Here is a 25,713-nt window from a genome sequence, read left to right as displayed (position 1 = left end):
ATTATTTTAAATAAAGGCGATAATTTTTACTTTCTACAGTAGGTTTAGTTAAATCAATTGATTTTTGCTCTTGTGGTTTTAGCAAAAATTGAGCGGAATAGCTTTCTTGCTGATTTTCCCAAATTTGGGTTACCCCTAAATGATCGTACCAATACAAATGGTAACTTATATTCAAAAGTTGCTGACTTTTATTTTTTATAATCGCTGATTTTTGAGTCGTTTCAACTTGAATCAAAGGCGAAAGAGACGACGTAATATTCAAAATCGGCTTTGTTGAATAAGTTAAGTTTTGTTCTGAACTTGAACAAGCAGCGAGCACAAGGCTCGCTAAAATTAGAAAATATTTTTTCATTATTTCGCTAACATTCTACCTAAAGGTTCTCCACCAACTAAATGCATATGTAAATGGAATACTTCTTGCCCACCATGTTTATTACAATTCACAATTAGGCGGTAACCATCTTCCGCAACACCTTCTTCTTTAGCGAGCTTAGCCGCTACGCTAAATAATCGACCTAGCGCTACTTCATCTTGCTCCGTCACATCATTCACTGTTGGGATTACTTTATTTGGAATGATCAAAATATGTGTTTTAGCTTGTGGTGAAATATCACGAAACGCTGTGACTAATTCATCTTGATAGACGATATTTGCAGGAATTTCTTTACGGATAATTTTACTAAAAATTGTTTCTTCTGCCATTGTTTGCTCCCTACAAAAAAGTGCGGCGAATTAATCTCTCCATAATTGTTGCTTATTTAGTCTAACTTTTAAGGACAGAGCAAATCAATCGCACTTTTTGTTTTACAATGAATTTAATTATGCAAAGTGTCGAACTTCTCCATTGCCCACTACATTTTCTACACAACGTGCACAAAGTGTTGGATGTTCTGGGCTTACCCCAATTTTGTCAGAATAATGCCAGCAACGAGGGCATTTTTCTGCGTTAGAACGTGTTACGCTTACTGCAATACCCTCTAATTCGCTGTCCGCTAAATCAGCAGGTTTTTCCGCTAAAGATTTCACATATACTTTTGAGGTAATTAATACGAAACGTAATTCATTACCTAATTGTGCTAACAATGCACGATATTCGTCATTAGCATAAACGGTCACTTCTGCTTCTAAACCGCCGCCTATTTCTTTATTGTTACGAGAAATTTCTAATACACGGTTTACTTCTGAACGAACTTTAATCAGTTGTTGCCAGTAAGCATCATCTAATTTTTCATCCTCGCCTAAACCAAATAAGCCTTGATAGAATTCTTCAGTAAATACGAATTCCGCACGAGCACTTTCAGTTTGTGGCAAGTGTTGCCAAATTTCATCGGCAGTGAAAGATAAGATCGGTGCCATCCAACGAACTAATGCTTCAGCAATATGCCATAACGCAGTTTGGCAACTACGACGCGCAAGGCTATCTGCTTTGGTTGTATATTGACGGTCTTTGATAATATCTAAATAGAATGACCCCATTTCTACCGAGCAGAAACGCATTAAACGTTGTACCACAGTGTGGAATTGATAGTTATCGTATGCATCTTTAATTTCATTTTGTGCATCTAATGCACAAGCTACCGCCCAACGATCTAGGCTAATCATTTCTTCTGGTTTGACTAAATCACGCTTTGGATCAAAACCATTTAAGTTTGCTAATAAGAAACGTGCGGTGTTACGAATACGACGATAGCTATCCGCTGCACGTTTTAAAATCTCATCAGAAACGGTCATCTCACCCGTATAGTCTGTTGAAGCAACCCATAAACGTAAAATGTCGCCACCGAATTTATCCATGACTTCTTGTGGTGTCACGATGTTACCGATAGATTTTGACATCTTACGACCTTGTCCATCCACAGTGAAACCGTGAGTTAATACTTGCTTGTATGGTGCTTTGCTATCTGTTGCCGTAGAAAGCATTAAAGAAGACATAAACCAACCACGGTGTTGGTCGGAACCTTCCAAATACATATCAATATTTTGACCATTAAATTCTGGGCGATTTGCTACCACAGAAGAATAAGTCGATCCTGAGTCAAACCATACATCAAGGGTATCTGGCACTTTGCGATAGGTTTCTGCATCCGCACCTAATAATTCTTTTTCGTCTAAATCCCACCACGCTTGAATACCCGCTCTTTCTACACGTTTCGCCACTTCTTCAAGTAGCTCTAAGGTACGCAGATGAAGTTCTTCGGTTTCTTTATGCACGAACAAGGTCATCGGCACACCCCAAGTACGTTGGCGTGAAATACACCAGTCTGGGCGGTTTTCAACCATTTTCTCGATACGTGCTTGACCCCAATCTGGAATCCAGCGAACTTGTTTGATTTCGCCTAATGCTTGTTGGCGTAAACCTTGCGTTTCCATGCCGATAAACCATTGCGGTGTTGCACGGAAAATAATTGGCGTTTTGTGACGCCAGCAGTGTGGATAGCTGTGTTTGATTTTTTCAACTTTTAATAAGTTACCTACTTCTTGTAATTTTTCTATCACAAGTGGATTTGCTTCAAATACGCCTTTGCCTGCAAAGAATTCGGTCGTTGAAATAAATTTACCATCATTCGATACAAGACCCGCCATTGGTAAATCATATTGTTTACCCACGATAAAGTCGTCTAAACCGTGATCAGGTGCGGTATGTACTAAACCCGTACCGCCATCAGTGGTTACGTGATCGCCTAAAATCACTGGTACAGTAAAATCATAGAATGGATGATGGAAACGGCTTAATTCAAGATCAGCACCTTTTACTGAACCTAAAATTTTAACTTGTTCTACGCCCACGGCTTTCGCTACGGACTCAACTAATTCAGCGGCTAAAATTACACGCTCATCGCCAAGTTGGACTAAGTTGTATTCTAAGTCTGCATTCACTGCAATCGCACGGTTAGACGGCATCGTCCAAGGTGTGGTAGTCCAAATGATGGCTGATAATTTACCTTGTCCTCTACCTTGTGCAGAAAATTTAGCTTCAATTTCATCCGCACTTTCCACAGGGAAACGAACGTAAATTGACGGAGAAACTTTGTCTTCATATTCCACTTCTGCTTCTGCTAAAGAAGAACCGCAATCCAAACACCAGTGAACTGGTTTTGAGCCTTTATACAAATGACCATTTTCAATCACTTTACCTAAAGTGCGGATAATATTCGCTTCGGTATCGAAATTCATCGTGAGATATGGATTATCCCAATCGCCCAACACACCTAAACGGATAAAGTCTTTTTTCTGACCTTCTACTTGTTCCGAGGCATATTCACGACATTTTTGACGAAATTCAGCCGCAGAAATTTTCTCGTTTGGTTTGCCCACTAAACCTTCTACTTTTAATTCAATTGGCAAGCCGTGGCAGTCCCAACCCGGGATATAAGGCGAATCAAAACCTAACGCCGTTTTGGATTTAATAATAATATCTTTCAGAATCTTGTTTACAGCGTGACCAATATGAATGTTACCATTCGCATACGGAGGGCCATCGTGCAGAATAAAAGATTTTTTGCCCTTACTCGCTTTACGAATTTTTTGGTAAAGATTTTTCTCGTACCAATTTTTCAACATATCAGGTTCGCGCTTAGCTAAATCACCGCGCATTGGAAAGCTGGTTTCCGGTAGGTTAAGAGTGTTTTTGTAATCGACTGTCATTTTATTTTCCAATTTTTACATTTTAAAATTAACTGTTAAAAAACGCTTTCGCAGTTTCTACATCTTTCTCAATTTGCACTTTCAAATCATCAAAAGACGGGAATTTAATCTCGTTTCTAATCTTGTGGCAGAATTCCACTTCCACCATTTGGCCATAAATATTCTGAGAAAAATCAAATAAATGGACTTCTAATAATTGCATTAATCCATTTATAGTTGGACGTTTTCCCATGTTTGCCACGCCGTTAAAAATCTCCCCCGATTTTAACCGCACTTTTACGGCATAAACGCCTTTGATTGGATTTACTTGTCTATGCAAACGAATATTTGCCGTTGGAAATCCTATTGTTCTGCCTAATTTATTCCCATGAATCACACGCCCGAAAATACGATAAGGTTTACCGAGTAAATTTTCTGCAAGTTGTAAGTCATCATTCGCTAACGCTTCGCGAATTGCCGTGCTACTAATTCTCTGTTCATCTAGACAAAAGCTACGGTTATCTTCAACAATAAAACCAAAACGCTTACTAGCTGCTTGCAACATGGCAAAATTGCCTTGGCGTTTTGAGCCGAATTTGAAATCATCGCCAATACTTAAAAATTTCACATGTAGATGATTAACAAGCGTTTGTTCAATAAAAACATCGGCTGGTTGCTCGGCAAAAGTGCGGTCAAATTTCGCCACAATTACGACATCGACCTTAGCCTTTTCGAGATAATAAATTTTGTCACGCAAACGCATTAAACGTGCAGGTGCATTTTCCCCCATAAAATATTCACGCGGCTGAGATTCAAATAACAATACCGCCATGGGTAAATTTAATTCGTCAGCTTTTTGGCGTAAATGGCGGAGGACTGCTTGATGCCCTAAATGCACACCATCAAAGTTGCCGATCGTTAGCGCACAACCTTGTAAAACACGATTTGCATTATGAAGCCCACGAATTAATTGCATGTCCTTATCCATGAAAATAAGAGAATTTCGGCATTATAGCGAGAAGTTAGTTTTTTGTCAGCAAATGGTGCTTGCGAACGCCTAATAAAATCAACGTTGCACCATAAACTATTGCGGCTAAGACAATCAACCAAACAAGCCAATAAACACGCATAAAGAAATCCATTTTTGCCCATTGGTTGATTTTAGGCACGTAATACCAAACTGCCGCACCCATTGCAATTGCTGCCAATAAAACTTTGACAAAAAAGACCGCACTTTTACGTGAAAAATGGTAGACATCCGCTTTGGCTAAGCCGCGATAGAGCAAATAGGCATTAAGAGTTGCGGACATCGCTGAAGCAATGGCTAAACCCACATAACTGAAAGGAATTGCCAATAGGTTAAAGCCCATATTACTCACCATGGCAATAATGCCGATTTTTACTGGGGTTTTGGTATCTTGGCGAGCGTAATAGCCATTGGCGAGGATTTTAATCAACATAAAGCTAAGCAAACCCGCATTAAACGCCCATAAAGAATAAGAGGCGGCATAAACATCATTTAGCATGAAATTTCCACGCATAAAGAGCGTAAGTAACATCGGTTGAGCCAATACAGCAATACCAATGGCGGCTGGAACGCCAAGTAATAAAATCATTCGCACGCCCCAATCCATTGTATTATGAAAATCAACCGCACTTTTTGCTGAATCGCCTTCACGATTAACGTGGTGGCGAGCAAGCGTTGGTAAAATTACGGTAGAAATCGCAATGCCAAATAAACCGAGAGGAAATTCCAGTAAGCGGTCGGAATAATACAACCAGCTAATAGAGCCCGTCATTAAGAAGCTCGCAATCACTGTATCCAGCAAAAGATTAATTTGACTTACCGATACACCAAATAACGCAGGGATCATTAATTTACGAATTTTGGTTACGCCTTCATCCCGCCAAGCCCATTTGGGTTTCACCAGTAAACCGGCTTGTTTCATAAATGGAATTTGGAATAAGAACTGTAATAATCCGCCAAGAAAAATCCCGATAGCCAGTGCAAGATCTGGGTTATCCATTTGTGGTGCAAGGAAAAGTGCGGTGGCAATCATCGCTATATTTAATAACACGGGTGAAAAGGACATCACGCCGAATTTTCCAATCGTGTTAAGCACAGCGCCAGAAAATGCCACAAAAGTAACAAACCATAAATAAGGAAAAGTTATTTTAAGAAGAAGAGAGGCTTGTTCAAATTTATGTGCGTCAGGGCCATCATTCATCCAATCGGTAAACCAGCCCATCCCAAATAAAGCGGCAACGACAGGTGAACCAATCATCGCAAGGATCGTAACAATACTCACCAATCCCCCAAGGGTACCAGAAACTTTTCCAATAAATTCACGGGTTTTATTCATATCGCCAGATTTTTGATATTCTGCGAGAACAGGGACAAAAGCCTGTGAAAAAGCCCCCTCAGCAAATAAACGACGAAGAAAATTTGGGATACGATTAGCAAATAAAAAAACATCCGCCGCAGCGCCAGCCCCAATGAGATGAGCGATAACTACATCGCGTACAAGACCTAACACTCTTGATAATAACGTCATAGAACTAACAACAATGCTAGATTTTAAAAGTCGTTTACTCAAAATATTCTTCTCAAGCCTAAAATTTTTGCCTAATTGTATAGAAATTTTGTTTTTACGCTATATTCCGTGAAAAAAAACTGATAAAATCCGCCGCACATCGTTTGTGTGAGCCCATGTTGAAAGAGCTTGTAAAAATAACGATACTTACTTTCGGTTGTGTCTCACCGAAATCAACACAAATTTTCCATTGACAAAAGTATAAAAAATCGGCATATTGACGCCCTTTATTTTGTCTATCAATCAACAGAAATTTTAGGAGTTTGACCTTGGCTAATATCAAGTCAGCAAAAAAACGCGCGGTTCAATCTGAAAAACGTCGCCAACACAACGCAAGCCAACGCTCTATGATGCGTACTTATATCAAAAAAGTATATGCTCAAGTAGCAGCAGGCGAAAAATCAGCAGCTGAAGCAGCATTCGTTGAAATGCAAAAAGTTGTAGACCGTATGGCTTCTAAAGGCTTAATCCACGCTAACAAAGCAGCAAACCACAAATCTAAATTAGCTGCACAAATCAAAAAATTAGCGTAATTTTTAGCTAGAAAGAATGAAAAAATAAAACCGCACTTTAAAGTGCGGTTTTTTATTGCATCGAATGTTAGACTAAAGTAACAACATCGATCCCCATTTGATAATATCAAAGAAGAATTTATTTTGATTGGTTGCAATGCCATCAGAATTTTTTGGTGTGCCATCTTCATTTTTTTGCACTTCCACCATACCATTTTTATATTGACCTTTCACGACAGCCAAATCATCGCGCGCTTCGTTACGCAACTTCAAACAAGACTGTTTAGTTAAAGATTCAACATTGCTCACTTTGGTACGGAATTTTTTAAACTGATAGCTTGCATAATTCATTGATTTTTCATCGGCTTGGATAATCTTCACATATTGTTCGCCAATAATTTTTTCCAACGGATAGAAAAAGACATATTGTGAGTGAATATAGCTATCTTCTTTTGAAAAATGCTGTTGCAAAATTCGAGTTAAATTTGGGTAAACGCATTGTTCTACTTGCTTACTTGCAATCGCCCATTGTTTTGCATGTTGATCGGAAAGTTGGTAATCAGCCCCAGCAAATTCCGCTGGAATTGCGGATTGTTGACTATCAAACATTGAACAGCTAGACAGCAATGCTGCCATACCTAAGGTTGCAATTAATTTCACATTTGATCCTTATAAAAGTGAGAATGCACAAAATTCTAGCAATATCTTCACAACAGATAAAGCAGCAAATGAATTTAGTTTTCCTGATCTGAAAAACTTCCGCTATAATGACCGCACTTTTTTACGTTAATTAAAAGGAATTCTTATGCAAAATCCAAAAGATGATGTGTTATATGCGCCTGTTGAATGGGTCGATCACAGTGAAGGCTATAGCGATATTCGCTATCATAAATCCACTGATGGCATTGCAAAAATTACCATTAACCGCCCAGAAGTTCGTAATGCGTTCCGCCCACAAACAGTGAAAGAAATGATCACTGCATTTTCTGATGCACGTTTTGATGAAAACATTGGTGTCATTGTATTAACTGGCGAAGGCGAAAAAGCATTCTGTTCTGGTGGTGACCAAAAAGTGCGTGGCGATTACGGCGGTTACAAAGATGACAGCGGCGTACATCACTTAAATGTATTAGATTTCCAACGCGATATTCGTTCTTGTCCAAAACCAGTTGTAGCAATGGTGGCTGGTTATGCAATTGGTGGCGGCCATGTATTACATATGCTTTGCGACTTAACGATTGCTGCTGAAAATGCCATTTTCGGTCAAACTGGGCCAAAAGTTGGTTCATTCGATGGCGGTTGGGGTGCAAGCTATATGGCTCGTTTAGTGGGTCAGAAAAAAGCACGTGAAATTTGGTTCTTATGCCGTCAATATAATGCACAAGAAGCATTAGATATGGGCTTAGTCAATACTGTTGTGCCTTACGCTGATCTTGAAAAAGAAACCGTGCGTTGGTGTCGTGAAATGTTACGCAATAGCCCAATCGCAATCCGTTGTTTGAAAGCGGCATTAAATGCGGATTGTGATGGCCAAGCAGGTCTTCAAGAATTAGCGGGTAACGCAACAATGTTGTTCTACATGACTGAAGAAGGTCAAGAAGGCCGCAATGCGTTTAACGAAAAACGCGCCCCAGACTTCAGCAAATTCAGACGTAACCCTTAATTTATCGTTCTAAAGTGCGGTTAAAAATCTTCGTGAATTTTGACCGCACTTTTGTATTGAGAGCAAGCATGGCTGAAAAATCATTTAATCTTTACCGTTATTCTATCCCCGTTGATAGCCAACTTATTCTGCGTGATCGTTTTTTAAAACGCCGTGAAGGCTTAATCGTAAGAGTGAGTTGCACCCGAGATGGCTGGGGAGAAATCGCTCCGCTACCTGGTTTTAGCGAAGAAACCTTAGACCAAGCTCAAGAACAAGCAATTGAATGGCTAACGACATGGTGCAATGCAAGCTGTGATGCACCTCGCGTACCATTAGATGGCACCTATCCCTCCGTTGCTTTTGGTATCAGTTGCGCAATGGATGAAATGAAAGGTTATTTACAAGCTGAAGGCAATTATCATACAGCACCACTTTGTTATGGCGATCCAGATGAGCTGTACGCCAAACTTGCGAGCATGAAAGGCGAAAAAGTAGCAAAGATGAAAGTGGGCATATACGAAGCCAATCGCGATGGATTAATTGCCGATATGTTTTTAGAAGCCATTCCTGATTTACAATTACGGCTTGATGCAAACCGCCATTGGTCGTTAGAAAAAGCGTTACAGTTTGCCGCTCAAGTCAAACTGCAACATAGAAAACGTATTCAATTTTTAGAAGAACCTTGTAAAACACAAGAACTCAGCCGTGAATTTGCAGCTCAAACCGATATTGTAATTGCATGGGATGAATCCGTGCGAGAGCCTAATTTTTGTCTAGAAAAAGAACCGCACTTATCGGCTGTCGTCATCAAACCCACTTTAATTGGTTCAATTCAACGTTGTGCTGAGCTCATTAACCAAGCCCATTCGTTAGGCCTAAAAGCGGTTATAAGTTCAAGTATCGAAAGCAGTTTAGGGCTCTCTCAGCTCGCGAGAATTGCACAACAATACACCCCGAATGTGACTCCAGGCTTAGATACTTTAGATTTGATGGAATATCAAGTGCTACGCGCTTGGCCTAGTTCTGATTTACCTATTGTTGATTTAGAATCTGAATTTATCACTAAAATTATCTGATTCGACCACCAAAAATCGAAAAAACCAGTATAATGCACCACACAAAAAGGATTAAAAATGTCGCAAACACACAGAATTTTGCTGTTAAATGGCCCGAACTTAAATATGTTAGGGGCTCGCGAGCCAAAACATTATGGCAGTATTTCGCTTGTATCTATTGAAGCGAAAATACAAACATTAGCCACTCAACACAATGTAAAAGTGGAATGTTTTCAAGCCAATAGTGAAGAAAAATTAATTAATAAGATCCACGAAAGTTTTCAACAAGTCGATTTTATTTTAATTAATCCTGCGGCTTACACCCATACCAGTGTAGCATTGCGCGATGCACTTTTAGCTGTTTCAATTCCTTTTGTAGAGATTCATTTATCTAACGTGCATAAACGTGAACCATTTCGTCATCATTCTTATTTTAGCGATGTGGCTGAAGGCGTTATTTGCGGTTTGGGTGCGAAAGGTTACGAGTTTGCCTTTTTATTTGCTATGGATTACCTTGCTAAAAAATAGAAAATCGAGCATTTTTGGCGAAATTCACAGAATTTTATCGCAAATTTGAAAAAATTAAGGTAATCTTTGCAACACAAAAGTAAGTTTATTCATAACCGCACTTTTTCCTTTAAAAGTGCGGTTAAAATTTCAATCTTTTTAGGAAGAACGTATGGACATTCGTAAAATCAAAAAATTAATCGAATTAGTAGAAGAATCGGGCATTACTGAATTAGAAGTGCAAGAAGAAGAGGGTACAGTACGTATTAGCCGTGCTGCGCCAGTAATTGCTCCAGCAGCCGTTCAATATGCTGCAGCACCAGTAGTAGCACCGACTCCTGCCGCTGCACCAGCTCAAGTTCCAGCAGCTGCGACATCCGCACCAGCCGCATCGGATGAATTATCAGGCCATCTTGTACGTTCTCCAATGGTGGGAACCTTCTATCGCAGCCCAAGCCCAGAAGCAAAAGCATTCGTTGAAGTGGGGCAATCAGTGAAAGTTGGCGATGCGCTTTGTATCGTTGAAGCAATGAAAATGATGAACCGCATTGAAGCGGACAAAGCTGGCGTAGTAAAAGCAATTCTTATCAACGACGGTAACGCCGTTGAATTTGACGAACCATTAATCGTTATTGAATAATTTCCAATATTTTTGTCGGGCGGACTTTAGTCCGCCTATTTCATATACAAACAATTAGAGCGAATTTATCGTAGGCGATATAAATTGAAATCTGTTCACGCCAAATTTTATAGGGAGAACAATATTTCAAGAGCCTACATAAAAATTCACGTCTATCTGACTAAACGGACTCTTTTATGTTAGAAAAAGTTGTGATTGCTAACCGCGGTGAAATTGCACTACGCATTTTACGTGCTTGTAAAGAATTAGGTATTAAAACTGTGGCAGTTCACTCCACTGCCGATCGTGATTTAAAACACGTTTTACTCGCTGATGAAACCGTTTGTATCGGCCCAGCACCTTCCGCAAAAAGTTATTTAAATATTCCAGCTATCATTGCTGCCGCCGAAGTAACAGGTGCGGATGCAATTCATCCAGGATACGGTTTCTTATCTGAAAACGCTGACTTTGCTGAACAAGTTGAACGTTCAGGTTTCACTTTCATCGGCCCAACTGCAGATGTCATTCGTTTAATGGGCGATAAAGTTTCAGCTATTAAAGCAATGAAAAAAGCAGGCGTGCCTTGTGTACCGGGTTCGGATGGCCCTGTAGGTAATGATATTGCTAAAAATAAAGAAATCGCCAAACGTATTGGTTATCCAATCATCATCAAAGCGTCAGGCGGCGGCGGTGGCCGAGGAATGCGTGTTGTTCGTAGCGAAGACGCATTAGAAGAATCTATTGCGATGACCAAAGCAGAAGCGAAAGCGGCATTCAATAATGATATGGTTTATATGGAAAAATACTTAGAAAATCCACGTCACGTGGAAATTCAAGTATTAGCAGATACCCATGGAAATGCGGTTTATTTGGCTGAACGTGACTGCTCAATGCAGCGTCGTCACCAAAAAGTTGTGGAAGAAGCACCAGCTCCAGGTATCACAGAAGAAGTTCGCCGCGATATCGGCTCTCGCTGTGCAAATGCTTGTGTAGAAATTGGCTATCGCGGAGCGGGAACCTTTGAATTCTTATATGAAAATGGCGAATTCTACTTTATTGAAATGAATACCCGTATCCAAGTAGAACACCCAGTAACAGAAATGATCACAGGTGTAGATTTAGTGAAAGAGCAATTGCGCATTGCGGCAGGCTTGCCAATTTCCTTTAAACAAGAGGACATTAAAGTTAAAGGCCATGCAATAGAATGCCGCATTAACGCAGAAGATCCAAAAACATTCTTACCATCTCCGGGCAAAGTAAATCACTTACATTCGCCTGGCGGTTTGGGCGTTCGTTGGGATTCTCACGTTTATGGCGGCTATACTGTGCCTCCACATTACGACTCCATGATCGCAAAACTTATCACTTACGGCGATACACGTGAAGTGGCAATCCGTCGTATGCAAAATGCCTTATCTGAAACAATTATTGATGGTATTAAAACCAATATTCCACTTCATGAATTAATTCTTGAAGATGAAAATTTCCAAAAAGGTGGAACAAACATCCACTATTTGGAGAAAAAATTAGGTATGCATGAATAATTAAACGTTAAATGGCTAACAAAGGTTAGCCATTTTTTATATATTCCGATATTTATTTAATGATAATAAAAACTAAAACGAGCAAAACGTTTTGAATTATTCAAAAAAGTTGTAAGATTGGCAAACATAAGGGGCGTAGGATATATGCGCCTCTTATACCATTCAAAAAATATACTTTCACTTATAAAAATTTAAGGAAAAAATATGACATTAAAACAACGTTATCAACAAGCTGGTAAAGAAGCCAGTTGGGCATTGAGCTTATCTATTTTATATGTGATAGGTTGGTGCTTATGTGCTTATTTACCTAAAGAAACTCAAGGCCCTATCGGCTTTCCCCTCTGGTTTGAACTCTCCTGTATTTACTTACCCATTTTATTCATCGTGATTGGTTATTGGATTATCAAAATTATTTTTCAGGATATTTCTCTTGAAATTAACGATCAGGAGAGTCAGAAATGAATCTAGGTATTATTCTTCCTTTAATTATTTATCTCACTTTTGTTTTTGGTGCGGCAATTTTTGCCTATGTAAAACGTACAAAAGGCGATTTTTTAACAGAATATTATGTGGGAAATCGTTCGATGACTGGTTTTGTGCTCGCAATGACAACTGCATCAACTTATGCCAGTGCAAGTTCTTTTGTCGGGGGGCCAGGCGCAGCTTATAAATACGGATTAGGTTGGGTATTACTTGCGATGATTCAAGTGCCAGTCGTATGGCTTGCATTAGGTGCATTAGGTAAAAAATTCGCGCTATTATCAAGAGAAACCAATGCTTTAACTATTAATGATCTTTTCTTTTATCGCTATAAAAACAAATATTTAGTTTGGCTATCAAGCCTTGCTCTTCTTCTCGCATTTTTTGCGGCTATGACCGTGCAATTTATTGGTGGTGCGCGTTTATTAGAAACAACCATCGGCATTTCTTATACTCAAGCATTACTCTTATTTGCTTTAACGGTAGGTATCTATACTTTTATCGGGGGCTTCCGTGCCGTCGTACTGACGGATACCATTCAAGGTACCGTAATGATTTTTGGGACTATAATCCTCCTTATTGGCACGATTTATGCCCTCGGTGGTGTAGAAAGTGCGGTTAATAAATTAACTGAAATTGATCCTGACTTAGTCACGCCTTACGGGCCAAATGGAATGTTAGATTTCCAATTTATGGCTTCTTTCTGGATACTTGTCTGTTTCGGGGTGGTTGGTCTTCCACATACCGCAGTTCGATGTATGGCATTTAAAGACAGTAAAGCCTTACATCGCGGTATGCTGATTGGAACCATTGTACTTTCAATTATTATGTTGGGTATGCACTTAGCTGGTGCGCTTGGCAGAGCGGTTATTCCAAATTTAACGGTATCAGATCAAGTAATTCCAACATTAATGATAAAAGTATTGCCGCCTATTGTTGCGGGGATTTTCTTAGCTGCACCGATGTCCGCAATTATGTCCACAATTGATGCACAACTTATTCAATCTTCTTCTATTTTTGTAAAAGATTTATACCTTTCTGCGAAACCAGAGGCCGCAAAAAATGAGAAAAAAGTGAGCTATTTTTCATCAATTATTACGCTGATTTTGACCGCACTTTTAATCTTTGCCGCCCTCAATCCACCAGATATGATTATTTGGTTAAACCTATTTGCCTTTGGCGGACTGGAAGCCGCATTTTTATGGGTAATTGTACTGGGTATTTATTGGGATAAAGCAAATGCTTATGGTGCGTTAAGCTCAATGATTATCGGCTTGGGGAGTTATATCTTGCTCACTCAACTTGGCATAAAATTATTTAACTTCCATCAAATCGTGCCATCATTAGCATTTGGATTAATTGCCTTTTTAGTGGGTAATAAATTGGGCGAACGTCGTATTGAAAAAACTCAATTAAAAGTTACCGCACTTTAAGTATTAATCAATATGCTGTCACCTTCTTCTAAATGAGAGGAAGGTGATATTTAATTTTCTCACTTTCAGCAATTTCTACGCTAAAACATAGAATTGGAACAATTCACAGGGATACATCAATGCTCTATCAAATTCTTGCGCTACTTATTTGGAGCAGTTCATTAATCGTCGGTAAGCTCACTTATTCGATGATGGATCCTGTGCTTGTTGTGCAAGTGCGGTTAATTATTGCAATGATTATTGTCATGCCACTCTTTTTACGTCGTTGGAAAAAAATTGATAAACCAATGCGTAAACAGCTTTGGTGGTTGGCATTCTTTAACTATACCGCCGTATTTTTATTGCAATTCATCGGACTAAAATATACATCCGCCTCCAGTGCAGTCACCATGATTGGACTAGAACCGCTACTCGTTGTATTTGTCGGGCATTTCTTCTTTAAAGACAAAGCAAAATGGTTTCACTGGCTATTCGGTGCAATGGCATTTATTGGCGTGGCAATTTTAATTAATGGCGGAAAAAATAATGAAGGCATTGATAACATCAGTTTATTCGGCTGTTTATTAGTGCTAAGCGCAGGGATCATCTTCGCTGCCGTATTACGTTGGACACAGCGAGTTGTAGCCAAAGTCTCAACGCAAGCCTATACCTCCGTCAGCATTGTACTTGGCACCATCACAACGTTGCCATTTACGCTATTACTCACAGAAAACTGGCAAATATCATTAAATTCCACAGGTATTGCTGGTTTATTATATCTTGCCATTGGTTGTAGCTGGCTTGCCTATTGGTTATGGAATAAAGGCCTTAATAGTGTAGATGCCAATATCTCTGGTATTTTAGTCGCACTTGAGCCACTATTCGGCATCTTATTTGCCATATCATTACTTGGCGAAACGTTATCATTTTCAGCCGTACTTGGCATAACAATTATTATGTTAGCCACACTTGGCTCGACTTTACTACCGAAACTTTTAAAAAAATCGGTATAATATGCCCCCCAAATTTTGGATTTATCATTATTGTGAAAAAAATTGATCAACAAAGTTTAGAAAATGCCTACCGTTTATTTGAAAGCGGTGATATTCATCAAATTGAAATTGGTTCAACAAAAAGCCTGCAACAAATTCATCATTACCTATTTAATGGTCTTTATGAATTTGCTGGTAAAATTCGTGAACAAAATATTTCAAAAGGTCATTTTCGTTTTGCTAATGCACTTTATTTAAAAGAAGCATTAGGAAAAATAGAGCAAATGCCAGAAGATACTTTTGAAAATATTATTAATAAATATGTAGAAATGAATATTGCGCATCCTTTTTTAGAAGGTAATGGTCGCTCAACTCGCATTTGGTTAGATTTAGTTTTAAAGAAAAATTTAGGCAAAGTTGTCAATTGGCAAAATGTGGATAAAACTCAATACTTACAAGCAATGGAGCGTAGCCCAATTAACGATTTAGAAATTCGTTTTTTATTACAAGCGAATTTAACGGATGATGTAAATAACCGAGAAATTATTTTTAAAGGTATTGAGCAATCTTATTATTACGAAGGTTACGAGAAAGAATAAAGTGCGGTAAAAATACGCAAAATTTTGAAAGGAAAAAACAAATGGCTTGGATTCAAATTCGCCTGAACAGCACCAATGAAAAAGCAGAACAAATGAGCGATTTTTTAGAAGAAATCGGCTCCGTTTCTGTGACTTTTATGGATAGTCAAGATACACCGATTTTTGAGCCTTTGCCAGGCGAAACGCGTTTATGGGGTAATACCGATGTTATTGCGCTATTTGATGCAGAAACAGATATGGCAGAAATTGTTCGCTTATTAAAAGAAGCAAAACACTTAGATAGCAATACGGCATACAAAATTGAACAAATAGAAGATAAAGACTGGGAGCGTGAGTGGATGGATAACTTCCACCCAATGCAATTTGGTAAGCGTTTATGGATTTGTCCAAGTTGGCGTGATGTGCCTGATGAAAATGCCGTCAATGTTATGCTTGACCCAGGTTTAGCATTTGGTACAGGCACGCATCCTACAACCGCACTATGTTTAGAATGGCTAGATGGCCTTGATTTAAAAGATAAAAGCGTCATCGATTTTGGTTGTGGTTCAGGCATTTTAGCCATTGCAGCATTAAAACTTGGTGCGAAAAGTGCGGTGGGAATTGACATCGATCCACAAGCCATTCTGGCCAGTCGCAATAATGCTGAGCAAAATGGCGTGGCAGATCGCCTCCAGCTGTTCTTATCTGATGAAAAACCCTCTGATTTAAAAGCTGACGTGGTGGTGGCAAATATTCTTGCTGGCCCTCTCAAAGAACTTTACCCAATCATTAGCCAACTTGTTAAACCGAATGGCGATCTTGGTTTATCGGGCATTTTAGAAACTCAAGCTCAATCGGTATGCGATGCCTATACGCAAACATTTGCGTTAGAACCCGTCGCGGCGAGAGAAGAATGGTGCCGAATTACGGGTAAGCTAAAAACGCTTTAATTTCTTTTTGTCAATCAAAAAAAGTGTATTTTTTAAACAAATTTCACTTTGCAAAGCAAGGCAAAATGCGTATTATAGCCAGCCTTGTCGGTTGTCGAGCAGTTCGATATAAATTAGATTTAGGCTTGCTAGGAAAGGAACGTAAAATGCGAATCGGTTCATGCCAATTAAAAAATCGTGTTTTACTTGCACCAATGGCAGGTATTACCGACCAGCCTTTCCGCCGTCTTTGTGCATATTATGGTGCGGGGCTTACATTTTCAGAAATGATGTCCACAAATCCGCAAGTTTGGCATACCGAAAAATCCAAATTGCGTTTGGCACATAGCGAAGATTTAGGTCTCAATGCGGTGCAAATTGCAGGTAGTGATCCACTCGAGATGGCGCAAGCCGCTGCTATTAACGTGGAATATGGCGCTCAAATCATTGACATTAATATGGGATGCCCTGCCAAAAAAGTAAATCGCAAACTCGCAGGCTCTGCGTTGTTGCAATTTCCAGATTTGGTGGAAAAAATCTTGCGAGAAGTAGTGTCCGCCGTCAATGTGCCAGTGACCTTAAAAATTCGTACAGGCTGGGATAAATCTAATCGAAACTGCGTTCAAATCGGCAAAATTGCAGAACAATGTGGCATACAAGCATTAACGGTGCATGGTCGTACAAGAGCTTGTCTTTTTGAAGGTGAAGCGGAGTACGATAACATTAAAGCCGTTAAACAAGCGATTGCTATACCAGTTATAGCTAATGGCGATATTGATTCTGCTCGGAAAGCAAAATTCGTTCTTGATTATACTGGAGCGGATGCCATTATGATCGGTCGTGCTGCCTTAGGTAACCCTTGGTTATTTCAAGCGGTAGAAAACCTAATTGAGCATAACTCGATAAGTCAAATGCCAAGTTTAAAAGAAAAGTGTGGTCAGATTTTGCGTCATATTCAAGAATTACATCAATTCTATGGCGAACAAAAAGGCTATCGCATTGCGCGTAAACACGTAGCTTGGTATTTACAGGGAATTCAACCTGATTCCGTTTTTAAACAGACTTTTAATGCAATTAGTGATCCTAAAGAGCAGCTGATTGTATTGGAAGATTTTTTCAATTTAATTTTGGATAAAGAAAAATGTTAGAACAACAACGTAATTCTGCCGATGCCTTAACGGTATCAGTATTAAATGCGCAATCACAAGTGACCAGCAAACCATTACGCGATTCAGTCAAACAAGCGTTGCGTAATTATTTAGCACAATTAGATGGTCAAGATGTGAATGATCTTTACGAGCTAGTATTAGCGGAAGTTGAACACCCTATGTTAGATATGATTATGCAATATACTCGTGGTAATCAAACCCGTGCAGCAAATATGCTTGGTATCAACCGTGGTACATTACGTAAAAAATTAAAAAAATACGGTATGGGATAAGACGATATTCTTTTATTAACAAAAAGATTGAATGTTTTTCATTCTATTTTAAAAATTAGCCCCAAGTAATTTGGGGCTAATTTATTATTACAATTTAAGATCTTCGATGTGCATTTTTCATAATGCGATCTTTTGTTACTTTCCATTCACGTTCTTTAATATCATCACGTTTATCCTGTTGTTTTTTACCTTTGGCTAAACCAATTTTGACTTTTGCCCACGCACTTTTCCAGTAAAGAGAAAGTGCAACTATGGTAAAACCGTCTCGGTTTGCTTTGCCAAATAGGGATGCTAATTCGCGTTTATTTAACAATAACTTACGAGTGCGAGTTGGATCACAAACAATATGCGTTGATGCAACATTTAATGGCTGAATGCTTGCACCGAATAAAAAGGCTTCGCCATTTTTAAAAATAACATAACTATCACTAATATTTGCCTTGCCTGCGCGCATAGATTTAACTTCCCAGCCTTGTAATTCAAGACCTGCTTCAATTTCATCTTCAATAAAATAATCGTGTCTTGCACGTTTATTCAGTGCGATAGTATTTGAATTGGGTTTTACTTTTTTCTTTGTCATAATTTTATCCCTTATTTTGCCTGAGGCATTTTATCGGATCTCTATTTTGATAGCAAAAAGATCATCTAGATAGAACTAGAACTGGCAGTCGCATTTATTTTCAATCTTTAAAAATAAATGATTTGTAGAAAATAAGAGAAAAACTGACCGCACTTTTTAAGAAAAAACAGACACATTGTTGTGTCTGTTTGAGAAAGATAAAAGATGAATTAAGTTTTAGCGATTTATATAGTGAATAAAGGATTATTCCAAACGTTTTGCCACTTTAAGCCAATCAGCCTTAAATACACGCTGCATATTATTAATGGCATCAATAATATCGTGATGAACGAGTTGTTCATTTTGGATACCTACGCAATAGCCGCCCTTGCCTTGTAGCAATAAATCTACTGCGTATGCGCCCATACGTGAGGCAAGAATACGGTCAAAAGCACAAGGAGAACCACCACGTTGAATATGCCCTAAAACGGTTGCGCGAGTTTCGTGGCCTACGCGAGCTTCAATTTCTTTTGCCAGAGAATGAACATCGGTTAAAAGTTCAGTGATTGCAATAATTGCATGGCGTTTACTGCGAATAATGCTACGTTCAATTTGTTGAATTAATTCTTCGCGATTAAATTCAATTTCTGATGCGACGATATATTCACAACCGCCAGCAATGCCCGCAGAAATGGTTAAGTCACTACAGTGGCGACCCATAATTTCAACGATAGAAATACGTTGGTGTGAGCTTGATGTATCACGTAAACGGTCGATTGCATCCACTGCAGTTTGTAATGCGGTTTGATAACCGATGGTATAGTCAGTACCTGCCACATCATTATCAATAGTACCGGGTAAGCCAACACAAGGGAAACTGTGTTCTTCGGTTAATAATTTTGCCCCCATATAAGAACCGTCACCACCGATAACCACAAGTGCATCAATGCCGTGAGAACGTAAAATTTCCGCACATTTTGCCCGAATATTAGGATCTTTAAATTCAGGAAAACGTGCAGAGCCTAAAAAAGTACCGCCACGATTAATCACATCAGATACGCTATAGCGATTTAATTGTTTGATTTTATTATTGTATAAACCTTGATAACCGTCATAGATACCAAATACTTCTAAGCCTTCTGCAAGTGCAGAACGTACTACGCCACGAATTGCGGCATTCATACCAGGCGCATCGCCACCACTTGTTAAAACTGCAATTTTTTTAATCATAATTTACCTACTTTTAACCATAATTGAAAATGGGCATAAGATTACATCATTCAAAGAATCTGCTCTAGCAAAATTTGACGAGATTTTGATCTACATTATTTTTCACAAAATAGTTGCCATTTCAAATTTTGTAAATGCTTTCTTTCTATATCCACAATGTATTTTTGCAAATGTCGTTGTACTTTATTGACAGATAAATGTTTAGAATGCGTTGGTTGCTGTATTTTCTGCGAATATTGAAATTGCACAAAGCCACATTGGGACAATTGTCGTCCTTTCATCACATTGACTTGCCAAGATGGATTTTCTTTTGTTGGAGAATAGATAACATATCCATTTAATTCATTTGGATTGGTCGAATTTTCTAGAATAGCATCGAAATGGAAATCTTTTACGCCTGTATTGCGATAAATGCGTTCTCTTAATGCAATACGTTCTTTAATAGAACGTTCGGATTGATTGCGATCAAAGAGAATTTCAATTTCAGATTGCCAATTTTCCAGCGTATCTGGTTTAGCAATATACACATAGCGTGCAATGGTTCCTAAATCTTGGCTGCTAGTAAGTACATAATGTTTTCCATTATGTTCTAACTGCGTAGGTACATTTAATTGCGTCAGCTTAGTTGCACAGCCTGAAAGTATAAGTGCGGTCAAAATAACAAAAATTTTATTCATTAATATCTCGCTTAAAGACAAATTCAGTTTCAGTGGAGGATGCTGAATCAAACCAATAACCACCTAAATCAAATTCTTTTAACTGTTCAATTTCAGTTAAATGATGTTGAATAATATAGCGACACATTAAGCCTCGCGCTTTTTTAGCATAAAAGCTGATTACTTTGTATTTGCCATTTTTATTATCTAAGAAAACTGGCTTAATAATTTTAGCGTTAATTTGGCTTTCTTTAACAGATTTATAATATTCGTCAGAGGCTAGATTGACTAACACATTATCGCCTTGTGCATCAATAGCTTGTTGAACTGCTTGGGTGATCACATTTCCCCAAAAGGCATACAGATCTTTTCCTTTCGGATTGGCTAATTTTGTCCCCATTTCTAATCGGTAAGGTTGCATTAAATCAAGTGGTTTTAAAAGCCCATAAAGCCCAGACAGCATACGTAAATGGGATTGCGCAAAAATGACATCATCTTCCGAAAGGGAATCAGCATCTAAACCCGTATAAACATCGCCTTTAAATGCAAAGAGTGCAGGGCGGGAATTGTTTTCATTGTGAATTTTTGTCCATTCTGCAAAGCGTGCAGCATTTAAACCAGCCAACTTATCGCTGATAGACATAAGCGATGAAAGATCTTGTGGAGAAAGTTTACGACAAACTTCAATAAGTTGTTCGCTGTAATCGGTAAAGTGCGGTTGAGAAACAGGAAAATTTTTTACCGCACTTTCAAAATCAAGAGTTTTGGCAGGGGAGATAATCGCTAACATAATCGTCCTTTTATGAAAAAAGAATGGGCGTATCTTAGCATAAAAATTTACACTAAACGCGTTTATATAACCCATTTTCACTCATGATGAGATCTTGCAACTCAAGATCGAGCAACTGAACAAGCAAAACATCGACGCTTAAATTAAATTCTTCCGCTAAATCATCAATGCTCACTGGCGTGTAACCAATACGCGAATAAAGTTTCGGGTGGCTTGGTGCTTCTACTAATCGGCGAGGATCAGGTGGTGGCGTGTAATTAGGCACGGCGATCTGGTCAAAATCGATTTCAGTTTGGCTATGGATAGAATGTTGGTAGAGCGTTTCCAAAATGTCCTTTGCATTTTCTACCAACATTGCGCCTTGTTTAATCAGGCGATGACAACCTTGACTTGATTCATTTTGAATATTGCCTGGCACAGCAAAAACCTCTCGGTTTTGTTCCAACGCATACCGTGCAGTAATAAGTGATCCACTTTTTTCGGTGGCTTCAACAACAAGCGTGCCGACTGAAAGCCCACTAATAATCCGATTACGGCGTGGAAAATTAGCAGCAATAGGTGCTTGGTTAGGTAAAAATTCAGAGACTAATGCCCCATTATTTTCGATGATTTGTGCTGATAATCTTTGATGTTTAGAGGGATAGATTTGTTCTAATCCACTGCCTAAGACCGCAATAGTTTGCCCTTGAATATTGACGACAGCCTGATGACAATGACCATCAATTCCTAATGCTAAACCGCTTGTTATGGTAAAACCCGCTAATGAAAGTTCTGTTGCAAAATGTTTTGCCCAATATTCTCCATAAGTCGTGCAATAACGGCTCCCAACCATTGCCATTTGGCGTTGTGAAAGTGCGGTTAAATTTCCTTTTACAAATAATAGTGGCGGAAAGTTTGCGGTTTGTTTCAATAAAAAGGGATAAAAAGGGGAAAAATAATTTACTAAATGATTTCCCTCTTTTTGTGACCACACAAGTGCTGGCTCAATAAATTTTGCTTCAGGTTTGAACCAACGGCGAATTTGAATGGCTCCCCATCCCATTTGTCGGAAAGCAACATCATCATAATTAAGTAATTCATTTAAGGTAATATTGGACAAAATTTTATCAATGCCAATGCCGCCAAGTTTAGGCACTTGCATTAAACGGAGTAATGTGTAGGTAATGTCATTCATATTTTTTCCTTTTTATTTGAAAATCTAGTATGGAAAAAACGAGGGAGAGAAACGATTAATTTAAAAGCATTTTGCGATGCAGATCGCAAAAATTCTTTTTAATGAATAAAAAATTGCAAAATTTTTCTTATTTTGAAAATATAAAAAATCCAATAAGAAAAATTTGTTGATTAAGATGGTATTGGTTAAATATGCTAATTTTATTAAATTTATTAGTTAAATGTATATTTTATGAAGTGTAAGTAGGTTTATTTTTAATATAAAATGCCAAAAAATAGTTTGACAGCCAGTTTTTTATTCGTAATATGGAAAACGTTTTACACAGAAGGATTTTTATTTATGTCTCGTATTGTTTCTTTATCTCTCAACCTGCTGCTCTCACATTTTGCGTGCGGCTAAGTTGTGGATAAAAAACAGTCAGATGTAAATACCCAATTTTAAACCCGCACTTTATAAGTTGCGGGTTTTTTGTCTAAAAAATACATGAAAAACGCACCGCACTTTTGGAGTGATTTTAGAGGAATTTTTAGTAAGGAAATTGTTATGACAGATCGCGTTATTATTTTTGATACGACTTTGCGTGATGGGGAACAGGCGTTAAAAGCAAGTTTGACGGTAAAAGAAAAATTACAGATCGCTTTAGCACTTGAACGCTTAGGCGTGGATGTAATGGAAGTGGGGTTTCCCGTTTCTTCTCAAGGGGATTTTGAATCGGTACAAACCATTGCGCGCCATATCAAAAACGCTCGTGTTGCCGCGTTATCTCGAGCCGTAGATAGAGACATTGATGCCGCATACCAAGCATTGAAAGTCGCTGAAGCATTTCGTATTCATACTTTTATTGCAAGCTCGGCATTACATGTTGAAGCGAAATTAAAACGTTCTTTTGATGATGTGGTAGGAATGGCTGTTGCAGCAGTGAAACGCGCACGTAATTATACGGATGATGTTGAGTTTTCTTGCGAAGATGCGGGGCGTACAGGCATTGATAATATCTGTCGTATTGTTGAAGCCGCAATCAATGCAGGTGCAACTACAGTAAACATTCCAGATACCGTTGGTTTTTGCTTACCAAATGAATACGGCAATATTATTGCTCAAGTGCGTAATCGCGTGCCGAATATCGACAAAGCTGTGATTTCTGTGCATTGTCATAATGACTTAGGTATGGCAACGGCTAATTCTTTAACGGCTGTACAAAATGGTGCGCGTCAAATTGAATGTACCATTAATGGAATTGGGGAACGTGCGGGCAATACTTCCCTTGAAGAAGTAGTCATGGCAATGAAAGTTCGTCAGGATTTTATGGGCGTGGATACTCGTATCAATACCCAAGAAATTCATCGTGTCAGCCAAATGGTTAGCCAACTTTGCAATATGCCGATTCAACCGAATAAAGCCATTGTGGGTTCAAATGCTTTTGCCCATTCTTCTGGTATCCATCAAGATGGTATGTTGAAAAACAAAAATACCTACGAAATTATGTCTCCAGAAACTATTGGCTTAAAAAAAGAAAAATTGAATTTAACTGCCCGTTCTGGTCGCGCGGCTGTGAAAGGTCATATGACGGATATGGGCTATAACGAACAAGATTATGATTTGGATAAATTGTATGACACGTTCTTAAAATTGGCGGATAAAAAAGGTCAAGTGTTTGATTATGATTTGGAAGCATTGGCGTTTATCGATATGCAACAAGGGGATGAAGATCGTTTGGTATTAGATAAACTTTCTGCGCATTCAACGAAAGAATATCCAGCCACAGCCTTTGTTCAATTGAAATTAGATGGCGAAAAATTAAGCACTTCGTCAATTGGTGGCAATGGCCCAGTAGATGCGGTTTATAACGCCATCTTAAATTTAACGGGTTTAGAAATTAAAATGTCTCACTATAACTTAACCGCTAAAGGCGAGGGTGCAGAAGCATTAGGGCAAGTGGATATTGTGGTGGAACACAAAGGGCGTAAATTCCATGGTGTTGGTTTAGCAACAGATATTGTTGAATCTTCCGCACTTGCTTTAGTCCACGCCATCAATGCCATTTATCGAGCGCATAAAGTGGCAGATATTAAGAATCATAAACAGCATTAATCTATCGAGTTCCCCTTTTTCGCAAAGAGGGGAAAAATACGAAAAAACTAACCGCACTTTTGCAGTAAAAAATAGGAAAAATAATATGCAATCATACAATATAGCAGTATTAGCAGGCGATGGTATCGGCCCCGAAGTAATGGCTGAAGCCATTAAAGTATTAAACAAAGTTCAAGAAAAATTTGGTTTTAAACTTAACTTTAACGAGTTTTTTGTCGGCGGTGCTGCCATTGATCATTGCGGTTATCCATTACCAGCAGAAACCTTAAAAGGCTGTGATGAAGCGGATGCCATTTTGTTTGGCTCTGTGGGCGGCCCTAAATGGACAAATTTACCACCAGATCAACAGCCAGAACGCGGTGCATTATTGCCTTTGCGTAAACATTTCAAATTATTCTGTAATCTTCGTCTTGCAACTCTTTATAAAGGCTTGGAAAAATTCTGTCCATTACGTGCAGATATTGCCGCAAAAGGTTTTGATATGGTGGTGGTGCGTGAATTAACGGGCGGAATTTATTTCGGTCAGCCTAAAGGGCGTGAAGGCGAAAGCTCACAAACCAAAGCATTTGATACGGAAGTGTATTACAAATATGAAATCGAACGCATTGCACGTGCGGCTTTTGAGGCAGCAATGAAACGCAATAAAAAAGTCACTTCTGTAGATAAAGCGAACGTATTACAGTCTTCTATTTTATGGCGTGAAACTGTGACAGAAATAGCAAAAGACTATCCTGAAGTGACTTTAGAGCATATCTATATCGATAACGCCACAATGCAATTAATCAAGGCACCAGAATCTTTTGATGTTTTACTTTGCTCTAACATTTTCGGCGATATTATTTCTGACGAAGCGGCTATGATCACAGGTTCTATGGGAATGTTGCCATCTGCAAGCCTCAACGAAGAAGGTTTTGGTTTATACGAGCCTGCTGGTGGTTCTGCCCCTGATATTGCAGGCAAAGGCATTGCCAACCCAATCGCACAAATTCTTTCTGCCGCGATGATGTTGCGTTACAGCTTCAACTTAAATGAAGCAGCAGATGCTATTGAAAGTGCGGTTCAAAAAGTCTTGGCAAATGGACATCGCACCGCCGATTTAGCCGATGATTCCACACCAGTTTCTACTTCAGAAATGGGTACATTGATTGCACAAGCAATTTAAGACTTGCCTTCCTCCGTTTACGGGGGAAGGTGCCCGAAGGGCGGAAGGGGGCAATCTCCCACCCTTAGTTATTTAGAAATATCCCCAATAAACAGGGGGACAAAGTATTTAAAGTGCGG

The 25,713-nt window shown here is 38.8% G+C and carries 26 protein-coding genes; 15 read left to right on the top strand and 11 right to left on the bottom strand.

Annotation, left to right across the window (positions count from 1 at the left end):
- Position 1: 1 nt before the first annotated feature.
- From HMPREF2813_RS04380 to murJ, 5 genes are all read right to left on the bottom strand, one after another.
- Positions 2 to 352: a YcfL family putative periplasmic lipoprotein gene (locus HMPREF2813_RS04380; protein WP_014550994.1), complete on the bottom strand. Its 351-nt coding sequence runs from the start codon at positions 350 to 352 to the stop codon at positions 2 to 4.
- A complete protein-coding gene (gene hinT / locus HMPREF2813_RS04375) occupies positions 352 to 702 on the bottom strand; it encodes a purine nucleoside phosphoramidase (RefSeq protein ID WP_005627389.1) in 351 nt (116 codons plus the stop codon). The genes HMPREF2813_RS04380 and hinT overlap by 1 nt, the downstream gene beginning before the upstream one ends.
- Before the next feature lie 117 nt (positions 703 to 819).
- Positions 820 to 3,645: an isoleucine--tRNA ligase gene (gene ileS, locus HMPREF2813_RS04370; protein WP_014550993.1), complete on the bottom strand. Its 2,826-nt coding sequence runs from the start codon at positions 3,643 to 3,645 to the stop codon at positions 820 to 822.
- 28 nt (positions 3,646 to 3,673) lie between these two features.
- Positions 3,674 to 4,600, bottom strand: a complete 927-nt coding sequence (ribF, locus tag HMPREF2813_RS04365; protein WP_005659222.1) for a bifunctional riboflavin kinase/FAD synthetase — start codon at positions 4,598 to 4,600, stop codon at positions 3,674 to 3,676.
- Between the two features lie 46 nt (positions 4,601 to 4,646).
- Positions 4,647 to 6,221 (bottom strand): murein biosynthesis integral membrane protein MurJ, encoded by a 1,575-nt coding sequence (gene murJ, locus HMPREF2813_RS04360; protein WP_048946788.1) that lies wholly within the window; start codon positions 6,219 to 6,221, stop codon positions 4,647 to 4,649.
- 266 nt (positions 6,222 to 6,487) lie between these two features.
- Here murJ and rpsT point away from each other — a divergent pair, with 266 nt between their 5' ends.
- On the top strand, positions 6,488 to 6,751 hold the full coding sequence (gene rpsT, locus HMPREF2813_RS04355) for a 30S ribosomal protein S20 (protein WP_005651580.1): 264 nt from the start codon (positions 6,488 to 6,490) through the stop codon (positions 6,749 to 6,751).
- 72 nt (positions 6,752 to 6,823) lie between these two features.
- On the opposite strand, the gene HMPREF2813_RS04350 is transcribed toward rpsT, so the two are convergent.
- Positions 6,824 to 7,390, bottom strand: a complete 567-nt coding sequence (locus HMPREF2813_RS04350) for a DUF5358 domain-containing protein (protein ID WP_005659229.1) — start codon at positions 7,388 to 7,390, stop codon at positions 6,824 to 6,826.
- Positions 7,391 to 7,535: 145 nt separating this feature from the next.
- Between HMPREF2813_RS04350 and menB the strand changes: the two genes are divergently transcribed.
- The 12 genes from menB (at position 7,536) to fis (ending at position 17,932) form a co-directional block, all read left to right on the top strand.
- A complete protein-coding gene (gene menB, locus HMPREF2813_RS04340; RefSeq protein ID WP_005630980.1) occupies positions 7,536 to 8,393 on the top strand; it encodes a 1,4-dihydroxy-2-naphthoyl-CoA synthase in 858 nt (285 codons plus the stop codon).
- 68 nt (positions 8,394 to 8,461) lie between these two features.
- On the top strand, positions 8,462 to 9,451 hold the full coding sequence (gene menC, locus HMPREF2813_RS04335; protein ID WP_014550990.1) for an o-succinylbenzoate synthase: 990 nt from the start codon (positions 8,462 to 8,464) through the stop codon (positions 9,449 to 9,451).
- Between the two features lie 57 nt (positions 9,452 to 9,508).
- A complete protein-coding gene (aroQ, locus tag HMPREF2813_RS04330) occupies positions 9,509 to 9,958 on the top strand; it encodes a type II 3-dehydroquinate dehydratase (RefSeq protein ID WP_005664194.1) in 450 nt (149 codons plus the stop codon).
- Positions 9,959 to 10,109: 151 nt separating this feature from the next.
- Positions 10,110 to 10,577, top strand: coding sequence for an acetyl-CoA carboxylase biotin carboxyl carrier protein (gene accB, locus HMPREF2813_RS04325; RefSeq protein ID WP_005669668.1), 468 nt, complete (start codon positions 10,110 to 10,112; stop codon positions 10,575 to 10,577).
- A 176-nt stretch (positions 10,578 to 10,753) separates the two neighbouring features.
- Entirely contained in the window at positions 10,754 to 12,100 is a 1,347-nt protein-coding gene (gene accC / locus HMPREF2813_RS04320; RefSeq protein WP_014550989.1) for an acetyl-CoA carboxylase biotin carboxylase subunit, read from the top strand.
- Between the two features lie 204 nt (positions 12,101 to 12,304).
- Positions 12,305 to 12,562, top strand: coding sequence for a YhdT family protein (locus tag HMPREF2813_RS04315; RefSeq protein ID WP_005659242.1), 258 nt, complete (start codon positions 12,305 to 12,307; stop codon positions 12,560 to 12,562).
- On the top strand, positions 12,559 to 14,013 hold the full coding sequence (gene panF / locus HMPREF2813_RS04310) for a sodium/pantothenate symporter (protein ID WP_014550988.1): 1,455 nt from the start codon (positions 12,559 to 12,561) through the stop codon (positions 14,011 to 14,013). Before HMPREF2813_RS04315 ends, panF begins: the two co-directional genes overlap by 4 nt.
- A 119-nt stretch (positions 14,014 to 14,132) precedes the next feature.
- Entirely contained in the window at positions 14,133 to 15,005 is an 873-nt protein-coding gene (locus tag HMPREF2813_RS04305) for a DMT family transporter (protein ID WP_014550987.1), read from the top strand.
- A gap of 32 nt (positions 15,006 to 15,037) precedes the next feature.
- The gene (gene fic, locus HMPREF2813_RS04300; protein ID WP_014550986.1) at positions 15,038 to 15,583 is read left to right on the top strand and encodes a protein adenylyltransferase Fic; all 546 of its coding nucleotides are present in this window, start codon (positions 15,038 to 15,040) and stop codon (positions 15,581 to 15,583) included.
- A 41-nt stretch (positions 15,584 to 15,624) separates the two neighbouring features.
- The gene (gene prmA, locus HMPREF2813_RS04295; RefSeq protein WP_005647969.1) at positions 15,625 to 16,512 is read left to right on the top strand and encodes a 50S ribosomal protein L11 methyltransferase; all 888 of its coding nucleotides are present in this window, start codon (positions 15,625 to 15,627) and stop codon (positions 16,510 to 16,512) included.
- Between the two features lie 146 nt (positions 16,513 to 16,658).
- Complete coding sequence (gene dusB, locus HMPREF2813_RS04290) at positions 16,659 to 17,639, top strand: tRNA dihydrouridine synthase DusB (RefSeq protein WP_014550985.1); 981 nt, start codon at positions 16,659 to 16,661, stop codon at positions 17,637 to 17,639.
- Positions 17,633 to 17,932 carry a DNA-binding transcriptional regulator Fis gene (gene fis, locus HMPREF2813_RS04285; RefSeq protein WP_005651583.1) on the top strand — a complete coding sequence of 100 codons (300 nt, stop codon included), beginning with the start codon at positions 17,633 to 17,635 and terminating at the stop codon, positions 17,930 to 17,932. The genes dusB and fis overlap by 7 nt, the downstream gene beginning before the upstream one ends.
- 94 nt (positions 17,933 to 18,026) lie before the next feature.
- Here fis and smpB read toward each other — a convergent pair whose 3' ends face one another.
- The 5 genes from smpB to dprA all read right to left on the bottom strand — a co-directional run bounded on the left by smpB (position 18,027) and on the right by dprA (position 22,341).
- Positions 18,027 to 18,512 (bottom strand): SsrA-binding protein SmpB, encoded by a 486-nt coding sequence (gene smpB / locus HMPREF2813_RS04280; protein ID WP_005647965.1) that lies wholly within the window; start codon positions 18,510 to 18,512, stop codon positions 18,027 to 18,029.
- A gap of 243 nt (positions 18,513 to 18,755) precedes the next feature.
- Positions 18,756 to 19,721, bottom strand: coding sequence for a 6-phosphofructokinase (gene pfkA / locus HMPREF2813_RS04275; RefSeq protein ID WP_014550984.1), 966 nt, complete (start codon positions 19,719 to 19,721; stop codon positions 18,756 to 18,758).
- 95 nt (positions 19,722 to 19,816) lie between these two features.
- Positions 19,817 to 20,398, bottom strand: coding sequence for a hypothetical protein (locus HMPREF2813_RS04270; protein ID WP_005686250.1), 582 nt, complete (start codon positions 20,396 to 20,398; stop codon positions 19,817 to 19,819).
- Entirely contained in the window at positions 20,391 to 21,167 is a 777-nt protein-coding gene (gene yaaA / locus HMPREF2813_RS04265; protein WP_005651588.1) for a peroxide stress protein YaaA, read from the bottom strand. The genes HMPREF2813_RS04270 and yaaA overlap by 8 nt, the downstream gene beginning before the upstream one ends.
- Positions 21,168 to 21,219: 52 nt before the next feature.
- Positions 21,220 to 22,341 carry a DNA-processing protein DprA gene (gene dprA, locus HMPREF2813_RS04260; RefSeq protein ID WP_014550983.1) on the bottom strand — a complete coding sequence of 374 codons (1,122 nt, stop codon included), beginning with the start codon at positions 22,339 to 22,341 and terminating at the stop codon, positions 21,220 to 21,222.
- Positions 22,342 to 22,884: 543 nt separating this feature from the next.
- Between dprA and leuA the strand changes: the two genes are divergently transcribed.
- The gene (gene leuA, locus HMPREF2813_RS04255; RefSeq protein WP_070646987.1) at positions 22,885 to 24,432 is read left to right on the top strand and encodes a 2-isopropylmalate synthase; all 1,548 of its coding nucleotides are present in this window, start codon (positions 22,885 to 22,887) and stop codon (positions 24,430 to 24,432) included.
- 85 nt (positions 24,433 to 24,517) lie between these two features.
- Positions 24,518 to 25,594 (top strand): 3-isopropylmalate dehydrogenase, encoded by a 1,077-nt coding sequence (gene leuB / locus HMPREF2813_RS04250; protein WP_014550981.1) that lies wholly within the window; start codon positions 24,518 to 24,520, stop codon positions 25,592 to 25,594.
- Positions 25,595 to 25,713: the final 119 nt, after the last annotated feature.

The organism is Haemophilus sp. HMSC066A11 (assembly GCF_001811665.1).
Classification (GTDB): domain Bacteria; phylum Pseudomonadota; class Gammaproteobacteria; order Enterobacterales; family Pasteurellaceae; genus Haemophilus; species Haemophilus influenzae.
This window is presented reverse-complemented; position numbering and strand designations above follow the sequence as displayed.

What these genes read in the sequence shown, in the direction of transcription:
- HMPREF2813_RS04380 (WP_014550994.1), bottom strand. Translation starts at nt 352, where the DNA reads ATGAAAAAATATTTTCTAATTTTAGCGAGCCTTGTGCTCGCTGCTTGT.
- hinT (WP_005627389.1), bottom strand. Translation starts at nt 702, where the DNA reads ATGGCAGAAGAAACAATTTTTAGTAAAATTATCCGTAAAGAAATTCCT.
- ileS (WP_014550993.1), bottom strand. Translation starts at nt 3,645, where the DNA reads ATGACAGTCGATTACAAAAACACTCTTAACCTACCGGAAACCAGCTTT.
- ribF (WP_005659222.1), bottom strand. Translation starts at nt 4,600, where the DNA reads ATGCAATTAATTCGTGGGCTTCATAATGCAAATCGTGTTTTACAAGGT.
- menB (WP_005630980.1), top strand. Translation starts at nt 7,536, where the DNA reads ATGCAAAATCCAAAAGATGATGTGTTATATGCGCCTGTTGAATGGGTC.
- menC (WP_014550990.1), top strand. Translation starts at nt 8,462, where the DNA reads ATGGCTGAAAAATCATTTAATCTTTACCGTTATTCTATCCCCGTTGAT.
- aroQ (WP_005664194.1), top strand. Translation starts at nt 9,509, where the DNA reads ATGTCGCAAACACACAGAATTTTGCTGTTAAATGGCCCGAACTTAAAT.
- accB (WP_005669668.1), top strand. Translation starts at nt 10,110, where the DNA reads ATGGACATTCGTAAAATCAAAAAATTAATCGAATTAGTAGAAGAATCG.
- accC (WP_014550989.1), top strand. Translation starts at nt 10,754, where the DNA reads ATGTTAGAAAAAGTTGTGATTGCTAACCGCGGTGAAATTGCACTACGC.
- HMPREF2813_RS04315 (WP_005659242.1), top strand. Translation starts at nt 12,305, where the DNA reads ATGACATTAAAACAACGTTATCAACAAGCTGGTAAAGAAGCCAGTTGG.
- panF (WP_014550988.1), top strand. Translation starts at nt 12,559, where the DNA reads ATGAATCTAGGTATTATTCTTCCTTTAATTATTTATCTCACTTTTGTT.
- HMPREF2813_RS04305 (WP_014550987.1), top strand. Translation starts at nt 14,133, where the DNA reads ATGCTCTATCAAATTCTTGCGCTACTTATTTGGAGCAGTTCATTAATC.
- prmA (WP_005647969.1), top strand. Translation starts at nt 15,625, where the DNA reads ATGGCTTGGATTCAAATTCGCCTGAACAGCACCAATGAAAAAGCAGAA.
- dusB (WP_014550985.1), top strand. Translation starts at nt 16,659, where the DNA reads ATGCGAATCGGTTCATGCCAATTAAAAAATCGTGTTTTACTTGCACCA.
- fis (WP_005651583.1), top strand. Translation starts at nt 17,633, where the DNA reads ATGTTAGAACAACAACGTAATTCTGCCGATGCCTTAACGGTATCAGTA.
- smpB (WP_005647965.1), bottom strand. Translation starts at nt 18,512, where the DNA reads ATGACAAAGAAAAAAGTAAAACCCAATTCAAATACTATCGCACTGAAT.
- pfkA (WP_014550984.1), bottom strand. Translation starts at nt 19,721, where the DNA reads ATGATTAAAAAAATTGCAGTTTTAACAAGTGGTGGCGATGCGCCTGGT.
- HMPREF2813_RS04270 (WP_005686250.1), bottom strand. Translation starts at nt 20,398, where the DNA reads ATGAATAAAATTTTTGTTATTTTGACCGCACTTATACTTTCAGGCTGT.
- yaaA (WP_005651588.1), bottom strand. Translation starts at nt 21,167, where the DNA reads ATGTTAGCGATTATCTCCCCTGCCAAAACTCTTGATTTTGAAAGTGCG.
- dprA (WP_014550983.1), bottom strand. Translation starts at nt 22,341, where the DNA reads ATGAATGACATTACCTACACATTACTCCGTTTAATGCAAGTGCCTAAA.
- leuA (WP_070646987.1), top strand. Translation starts at nt 22,885, where the DNA reads ATGACAGATCGCGTTATTATTTTTGATACGACTTTGCGTGATGGGGAA.
- leuB (WP_014550981.1), top strand. Translation starts at nt 24,518, where the DNA reads ATGCAATCATACAATATAGCAGTATTAGCAGGCGATGGTATCGGCCCC.